Source organism: Rhizobacter sp. P2_H2 (genome assembly GCF_056403375.1).
The window spans coordinates 1-4439 of record NZ_JBFUFP010000419.1 but is presented as its reverse complement, the minus strand read 5'-3'; the positions used below and the strand labels follow the sequence as shown (position 1 = coordinate 4439).

1 protein-coding gene is annotated in these 4439 nt (G+C 75.3%); it reads left to right on the top strand.

Features of this window, described 5'->3' with window-relative positions; genetic code table 11:
- On the top strand, nt 1-4439 hold a 4439-nt coding region (locus AC1D15_RS19425), incomplete at both ends, for an acyltransferase domain-containing protein (protein WP_477827268.1).

Genomic DNA, 4439 nt, shown 5'->3' with positions numbered 1-4439 from the left:
TCCGCGAGGCGCTCGCGTCGGCGCAGCTCGCGCCCKGCCGTATCGGCTTCATCGAGGCGCACGGCACCGGCACGCCGCTGGGCGACCCGATCGAGGTCGAGGCGCTGGCCGCCACCGTCGGCCGCGTGGAAGCGGGCGGCGGCACCTGCTGGCTCGGCGCCGCGAAGGCCAACCTCGGCCACATGGAGGCCGCGGCCGGTGTCGGCGGCGTCATCAAGACCGTGCTCGCGATGCGGCACGAACTGATCCCGCGCCAGCTGCACTTCACGCAATTGAACAAGCACCTGTCGCTCGACGGTACGCGGCTGCGGGTGGCCGCGCAGCCGGTGCCGTGGCCGGCCGGCGCGCAGACGCGCTGCGCCGGCACCAGCTCGTTCGGCGTCGGCGGCACCAATGCGCACGTGATCCTCGAAGAGGCGCCGCGCCTGCCGGCTGACGAACCGTCCGCCGACGGAGAACCGCGGCTGCTGCACCTGTCGGCGCAGAGCGAGCCGGCGCTGCGCGCGCTGGCGCAGGCCTGGAGCGATTTCCTGCCCGGCAGCGCCGCGAGCCTGGCCGACCTGTGCCACAGCGCCGGTGCGCGCCGCTCGGCGCTCGACCACCGGCTCGCGCTGGTCGGCCGCACGCGCGACGACTTCGCGGCGCGCCTGGGTGACTTCCTGCGCGACGAGGTCTCGCCCGCTGTCGCCTGTGGCCGCGTGCCGGGCGAAGGCGTGCCGCGGCTCGCGTTCGTGTTCAGCGGGCAGGGCCCGCAGTGGTTCGCGATGGGCCGCGAGCTGATCGCCGCGCAGGCGGTGTTCCGCGACGTGATCGATGCCTGCGATGCCTTGATGCAGCCGCTGACCGGCTGGTCGCTGCAGGCCGAACTGGCGAAGGACGAGGCGCAGTCCCGGCTCGCCGACACCGAGGTCGCGCAGCCGGCGCTGTTCGCGATCCAGGTCGCGCTGGCGGCGCTGTGGCGCAGCTGGGGCATCGTGCCCGACGGCGTGGTCGGCCACAGCGTCGGCGAGATCGCGGCCTTGCAGGTGGCCGGCGTGCTGAGCCTCGCCGATGCGGTGCGCGTGGTCTGCCAGCGCGGCCGCGTGATGCAGCAGGCCACCGGCACCGGCCGCATGGCGCAGGCGAGCCTGGCCGAAGACGAAGCCGTGCAGCTGCTGAAGCCCTATGGCGACCGCCTGGCGCTCGGCGCCGTCAACGGCCCGCGCAGCATCGTGCTGTCGGGCGAGCCGGCGGCGCTCGACGAACTGCTGGCGGCGCTGACGCGGCGCGGCATCTCGCACCGCATGCTGCCGGTGCAGTACGCCTTCCACAGCGCGCAGATGGCGCCGTTCCAGCAGACGCTGGCCGGGCTGCTGGCGGATGTGCCGTCGCAGGCGATGGCCGTGCCGGTCTACTCGACCGTGCTGGGCGGGCTCGCGACCGGGCAGCGTTTCGACGGCGCGTACTTCGGCCGCAACGTGCGCGAGCCGGTGCGCCTGCATGCGGCGATCACCGCGATGGCCGGCGACGGCTTCGGCAGCTTCCTCGAGATCGGCCCGCACCCGGTGCTGAGCGCGTCGATCGCCGAGAGCCTGGCGGCGGCGGGCGCATCGGGCGCGACGGGTCAGGTGCTCGCGTCCTTGCGCCGCGGCCGGCCGGAGCGCGAGTCGCTGCTGCAGGCCGCCGCCGCGCTGCATGTGCGCGGCCACACGCTCGACGCCGAGGCGGTGGCGGGCGAGGGCGGCGAGGTGGTCGACCTGCCGCGCTACCCGTGGCAGCGCAAGCGCTTCTGGCTGCGGCCGACGCCGGTTGCGGCAGCGCCGTCCTCGCGTCGCGGGGCGCATCCGCTGCTCGGCGCGAAGCTGTCGACGCCCGCGACCACGGCCACCGTGTTCGACGCGCAGTGGTCGGTGGGCGATGCCGGTGCGCTGCACGAGCACCGCATCGGCGGGCGGCTGTTGATGCCGGCGGCGGCGATGGTCGAGGCGTGCCGTGCGGCGGCCGGCGGCCGGGCGCTGTCGGCGTTCGCGGTCGAGCGGCCGCTGTACCTGCCGGAGAGCGGGCCGGCGCGCTGGCAGGCGATCGTGCGCGAGGGGGCGGTCGAGCTGCACCAGGCGCTGGATGACGAGACGTGGCAGCGCATCTGCACTGCGGCGGTGGGTGATGGGCCGTTGCCCGAGGCCCTGCAGACGGCGGGCGGTGCGGCCTATGTGTCGTCGGGCGAGATCTACGCCGGGTTCGAGGCGCTTGGCGTCGCATTCGGGCCGGCATTCCGCAACCTGCATGCGGTGCAGCGCGGCAGCGGCTGGGCGCGGGCCTCGCTGGTGCTGCCGGCCGAGGTCGAGGCGCAGGCAGCGGCGTTCGGGCTGCACCCGGCCTTGCTCGACGGCGCGCTGCAACTGTGCGCGGTGGCCGCGCAGGGCGTGCCGACAACGCTGTGGGCGCCGATGGGCATCGAGCAGGTCGAGTTGCTGCGCCCGGGCCTGGCGCGCGTGCAGGCGGTCGCGGTGCTGCGCGGCGAGGCGGGGGCGGACATCGACCTGAGCGACGAGCACGGTGCCCCGGTCGCCCGGCTGCGCGGCGTGCGCTTCGCGGCGACCGATGCGCGCACGCTGGCGGGGGGTGGGGCGGAGGACGGGGTGTATGAGGTGCGGTGGCAGCCTGCCTCCCCCGTTCAGCCTGAGGTGTCGAGGGCCCACGCCGCCGGCGACTGGCTGCTCCTCTCCGACGCCAGCGGCCTCGCCACCACGCTGCGCCAGGCGCTCGAATCCCGCGGCGCCCGCTGCACCGAAGTGCTCGCCGGCGAACGCTTCCAGCGCCTCGAATCGAACCGCTGGTCCGTCGACCCGGGCGATGCGGCGCAGATGCACTCGGTCGTCGCCGACTGGCGCTCGCACGGCACGCCGCGCGCGGTGGTCTCGCTGTGGAGCCTCGACACACCCCGCCTCGACGACGCCGCCGCCGAACTGCGCGCCAGCGGCTCGCTGCTTCATGTGCTGCAGGCGCTGGCCGCCGATGCCGAGGCGCCCACCGTCGCGCTGTGGCTCGTCACGCAGACCTCGCAGCCCGTGCGCCCGCACGAGGCGCCGGCGTCGTCGGCCGCGGCCGGTGCCTGGGCCTTCCTCGGCGTGCTCGCCGTCGAGCATCCCGAATTCCCGCTGCGCGCGATCGACACCGACGCGACCGACACGGGCGCGCTGCTGGCCGAGCTGCTGTCGCCCGCCCCGTTGCCGCGCGTCGCGCTGCGCGGTGGCACGCGCCACGAACCACGCCTCGTGCGCCGCGCCGCCGCCACACCGGCTTCGCCGCTGCAGCGCCTCGAGGTCGAACGCCCCGGCACCCTCGACGGCCTGGCGCTGCGCGCACTCGCCCCGCGCGCGCTGAAGCCGAACGAACTGCGCATCCAGGTGCACGCCGCCGGGCTGAACTTCCGCGACGTGCTGCTTGCGCTCGGCGTCTACCCCGGCAGCGGCATCCCGCTCGGCGCCGAATGCGCCGGCACCGTCAGCGAAGTCGGCACGGCCGTCGAGGGCTGGCGCGTCGGCGAGCGCGTGTTCGGCTTCGTGCACGACAGCATGGGCAGCGAGGCGGTCGCGCCGGCCGCCTTCGTCGCCCGCATTCCGCCGGGCCTGTCGAACGAGCAGGCGGCCGCGCTGCCGGTCGCCTTCCTGACAGCGCACCACGGCCTGTTCGGCATCGCCGGGCTGCGGCGCGGCCAGCGCGTGCTGATCCATGCCGGCGCCGGCGGCGTCGGCCTCGCCGCGGTGCAGCTCGCGCTGCGTGCCGGCGCCGAGGTCTACGCCACCGCCGGCTCACCCGAGAAGCGCGCCCACCTGCTCGCGATCGGCGTGCGCGCGGTGATGGATTCGCGCAGCACCTCGTTCGCCGCCGAGCTGATGCGCGCGACCGGCGGTGCCGGCGTCGACGTGCTGCTGAACTCATTGGCTGGCGATTTCATCCCGGCCGGGCTCGGCGTCGTCGCCCCGGGCRGCTGGTTCCTCGAACTCGGCAAGCGCGACATCTGGACCCCCGAGGCCGTCGCGCAGGCCTGCCCGGGCATCCACTACGAGGCCTACGACCTGGGGGATGCGGCCTACGCCGAGCCGCGCCTGCTGCGCCCGATGCTGGCCGAGCTGCAGGCCGGCCTGCAGGACGGCAGCCTGCAGCCGCTGCCGGTCACGGTGTTCGATGTCGCGCAGGCCGCCGACGCGTTCCGCCACATGGCCCAAGCGAAGCACATCGGCAAGATCGTGCTGCGGCTGCCGGTGGCCGCCTCGTTCGAGGTCCGCGCCGATGCCTGTTACCTCGTCACCGGCGGTCTCGGTGCGCTCGGCCTGCACACCGCGCGCTGGCTGCAGCGCTCGGGCGCGCGCCAGATCGCGCTGCTCGGCCGCCACGCGCCGTCGCCCGAGGCGGCGCAGGCGATCCACGAGATCGAGGCGGCCGGTGCGCAGGTGCGC